General features: G+C 33.6%; 7 protein-coding genes. All 7 read left to right on the plus strand.

Going from position 1 to position 3,386, the window contains the following annotated elements; all coding sequences use genetic code 11:
• On the plus strand, nt 1-283 hold a 283-nt coding region (locus tag D6734_06945), incomplete at its 5' end, for a hypothetical protein (GenBank protein RMF94785.1).
• Entirely contained in the window at nt 273-686 is a 414-nt protein-coding gene (locus D6734_06950; GenBank protein RMF94786.1) for a hypothetical protein, read from the plus strand. The genes D6734_06945 and D6734_06950, both read left to right, overlap by 11 nt.
• Nucleotides 686-1,060, plus strand: a complete 375-nt coding sequence (locus tag D6734_06955; protein ID RMF94787.1) for an ASCH domain-containing protein — start codon at nt 686-688, stop codon at nt 1,058-1,060. The genes D6734_06950 and D6734_06955 overlap by 1 nt, the downstream gene beginning before the upstream one ends.
• Nucleotides 1,061-1,271: 211 nt before the next feature.
• On the plus strand, nt 1,272-1,655 hold the full coding sequence (locus D6734_06960) for a nuclear transport factor 2 family protein (GenBank protein RMF94788.1): 384 nt from the start codon (nt 1,272-1,274) through the stop codon (nt 1,653-1,655).
• A 206-nt stretch (nt 1,656-1,861) separates the two neighbouring features.
• Complete coding sequence (locus tag D6734_06965; protein RMF94789.1) at nt 1,862-2,284, plus strand: hypothetical protein; 423 nt, start codon at nt 1,862-1,864, stop codon at nt 2,282-2,284.
• A gap of 103 nt (nt 2,285-2,387) precedes the next feature.
• Complete coding sequence (locus D6734_06970; protein ID RMF94790.1) at nt 2,388-2,582, plus strand: hypothetical protein; 195 nt, start codon at nt 2,388-2,390, stop codon at nt 2,580-2,582.
• Nucleotides 2,583-2,587: 5 nt separating this feature from the next.
• The gene (locus D6734_06975; GenBank protein ID RMF94791.1) at nt 2,588-3,214 is read left to right on the plus strand and encodes a class I SAM-dependent methyltransferase; all 627 of its coding nucleotides are present in this window, start codon (nt 2,588-2,590) and stop codon (nt 3,212-3,214) included.
• Nucleotides 3,215-3,386 lie beyond the last annotated feature (172 nt).

A 3,386-nucleotide genomic window follows, 5' to 3' on the forward strand; every position in this document is an offset into this window, starting at 1 on the left:
AATTTTAGGTTATTCAGCCCATGAAATATCAAAAATAATATATTCACCATTAGTTGTAGATTGGTCTGGAGCGAAATTGTCAAAATCTCTGTATGTTAGGGAGGGTGCTTATAAAGATCTGCCACCATATCTTGTAAATTTTCGTGAATTCAGAAAGAGATTAGGAGTAAAAGGGCTAGAAAGACTGCTTCAAGAAACAAGTTTATGGCTAGAAGAACCATACAGGTTGTTTAGAAATTATTCAGTTTATTACTTTATGGAGATGTTTGGTTATGATGTATGAAATTTTCATAAGTCTGAAACCACAATTTTCCGAACTTATCAGGCAAAGGAAGAAAACACATGAATTTAGAAAATATAGACCCCGTCATGAAATTAAAAGGCTTTGGATTTATGTGACACATCCTGTATCTGCCTTGAAATATATTGCAGAAGTAGGTAAACTAGTAGAGTATCCTACAAGAATTCCCGAGGATGGCGTTGGAAATAAAGAATTTAATACGGGCTTGAAAAAATCAAAATACGCTTTTCCGATACTCCATTTATATGAATTAAGAGAACCGATACACTTACGGAGATTAAGAAATGAGTTCGGTTTTGCACCACCACAAAGTTTTGCTTACATTGATAAATATGAATCTCTTGTAGAGTACGTGAAGGATTCTGGTTTAAGGAGGCTATTCTAATGAGCAGAAAATTTTTTCTGAATCTAAGAGAAAGACCATTTGAGGCCATAAAAAACGGCACAAAAAAAGTTGAGATAAGAGCAAATAAAAATAAATACACTAGAAATTCGGCCAATCTTATGAAGCCAGGTGATATAATAGTTTTTACAAAAGAAAACAGCAAAGAAAAATTGGAATGCACAATAGAAAGAATAACACTCTACAAAACATTAAGAGAATTATTAATAAAAGAGGGAACAGAACAGACCTTATCAAGCACAAATGATATTGAAGAGGGTATAAAATCAATAGAATCGATTGATAATTACAAGGAATATATAAAGAAAAACGGCGTGTTTGCCATTAAACTGAAGAATGTAAAATTTATAAATTGAGGCGAGCCCCCGAACTCTTCGATTTTGCTTCGCAAAATCTCGCCTCAACTTCGTCTTAGTCTGCTAACAAGCGTTATCAGGTTCGCCGGGCGCTTCGCTGGCTCACCCAAATTTGAGCAAAGCTCAAACTTCTGATAACACTATATGTTATGTGCGGTATTACTCGGCAGGCAAAAAAATTATAAATAATTAAGGTTTGCAACTTTTGATTATGGTATCAGAGAAAAGAGCAAAAGAAATCTTGAGAATTTATGAAGACGCATGGGTAAATCAAGATGTTGATAAGATTCTAAGCATTTTCAAAAAAGACGGAATTTATCACGAAAGAGTATTAAAAGAACCATTTAGAGGTCATAAAGAAATTGCTGATTATTGGAAAACTAAAGTTTGTGACGAACAATCAAAAATAAAATTTAAATTACTTAACATGTATATTTGTGGTGATACCATTATAGCTGAATGGGATGCTTCTTTTAATAGCAACATCAAAAATGCTCGAGTTCACCTAAAAGAGGTTGCAATCATAGAAATCGAAGATGATTTAATAAAATCGTTAAGAGAATATTGGCAATCTGAAAAATTACCTTTAAAATAAAGAGTCTACCTGCCAGCGTTACTGTCACCTCGGTCGGTCGACTTCCAGTCTTCACACATAACAGTGATTAAGAGGAAATTTCTCCAGAATTTTGCCCAAATTCCTCGCTTACACTCGGAACTTCTCTAATACCATATATTAAAAATAATTGATTTTTCCGCCTTTAACCAAAAATTTAATAAATTCACTAAATAATTCATTTTATTATGAGAGCATTGCTGTTCCATTGTAAAAATTATGGTGTGAAAATTGATAGGTTGGCAAATCGTCCAGAAGATATTACTCCAGAAGAAGTGAAAGAGAAAGAACAAAATTGTAAGGATTGTGTTGTTGCTCTTATCACTGTTGAAAAAGAAGATAAAATTGAACAATTTTGTTCCCAGTTGGTTGATGAAATCGCCAAAATGAGTCAAGAAGTTGGTCATAGAAATATTGTAATTCTTCCCTTCGCACATTTATCTAATAATCTTGCTAAAGCAAAAGACGGGATTAAAGCTATGCAAATACTTGAAGATTCTTTAAAAGAAAAAAATTATGAAGTTATCCGTGCTCATTTCGGCTCACATAAATCACTTCTTCTGGATATTTATGGACATCCTGGTAATGCTCGATATCGTGAATTTTATTAATCAGCGGAAAAAAATCAACTTCTACGCTTCTCCTGACCAACCACTCCTAAAATGAAGCGCGCTGATAGATAATTTAATAAATGTGCAAAGTTTATTTATAAATATGAAAAATAAAGAAACAAAATTAACGTATAAAACCTATAGCTCCAATGTTTTGAGAGAATGGAGAAGATTAAACAAAGATCCTTTTCATAGGTTGGAATTTAATACAACAATGAAATTTCTTAAAAAACATCTTCCTAAAAAAGGAGTGATTTTAGATGCAGGGGTAGGTCCAGAAGATATTCTATTGAATTAGCAAAAATGGGCTATAATATGGTGCTTTTAGATTTAGTGCCTGAACACCTGGGGTTTGCGAAAAAGAAAATTAAACAGGCCAAAGTTCAGGATAAAATAAAAGATATAGTTGAGGGGAACATAATTAATTTATCAAATTTTAAGAGCAATTCTTTTGATGCTGTTTTGTGTCTTGGTGGCGCACTCTCACATGTTCATCCTGAAAAAGAGAGAAAAAGAGCTATTTCGGAATTAGTGAGAGTTGCGAAAAAAAACGCTCCTATTTTTGTTTCGGTCATGGGAAAGCTGGGAAAACTATCGCGATTTCATAGGTGGGTTGATAAACTTAAAGATGCAAAAAATTTTAAGAAGTTTTATTTAAACGGAGATAACTATCAATGGCATAATGAGAAAGCATACGCCCATTTTTTTGAATTAGAAGAATTAAGGTCTTTGTTCAATAACAAGGTTATTTTTTTAGAAAATGTGGGGTTAGAAGGGTTAGCAACACCTTCTCAAGAACAAATAAATAGAATGGCGAAAAAAGAACCAGAAGCGTGGAAGAATTGGTTAGAAATGCACTATGAACTTTGCACAAATCCAACAATTGCAGAGTTTAGTTTGCATTTTATGATAATTGGAAAAAAGAAATAGTGCGCGCTTTTATTTTAATGCGGCGTCCCGCCACCGACGACTTCTGGCTTTCTCTCTTCGGTCGAACCACGCCTTGCAGGATCTCCTCCTTTCAGTCGTCAGACACACATAACAGTGAATAAAATATATTACTCAGCGATCGTTTAAATTGATTTAGCACATGGAACAGTAG

The organism is Candidatus Schekmanbacteria bacterium, from assembly GCA_003695725.1.
In the GTDB taxonomy this organism is placed as follows: domain Bacteria; phylum Schekmanbacteria; class GWA2-38-11; order GWA2-38-11; family J061; genus J061.

What these genes read in the sequence shown, in the direction of transcription:
- D6734_06950 (RMF94786.1), top strand. Translation starts at nt 273, where the DNA reads ATGATGTATGAAATTTTCATAAGTCTGAAACCACAATTTTCCGAACTT.
- D6734_06955 (RMF94787.1), top strand. Translation starts at nt 686, where the DNA reads ATGAGCAGAAAATTTTTTCTGAATCTAAGAGAAAGACCATTTGAGGCC.
- D6734_06960 (RMF94788.1), top strand. Translation starts at nt 1,272, where the DNA reads ATGGTATCAGAGAAAAGAGCAAAAGAAATCTTGAGAATTTATGAAGAC.
- D6734_06965 (RMF94789.1), top strand. Translation starts at nt 1,862, where the DNA reads ATGAGAGCATTGCTGTTCCATTGTAAAAATTATGGTGTGAAAATTGAT.
- D6734_06970 (RMF94790.1), top strand. Translation starts at nt 2,388, where the DNA reads ATGAAAAATAAAGAAACAAAATTAACGTATAAAACCTATAGCTCCAAT.
- D6734_06975 (RMF94791.1), top strand. Translation starts at nt 2,588, where the DNA reads ATGGGCTATAATATGGTGCTTTTAGATTTAGTGCCTGAACACCTGGGG.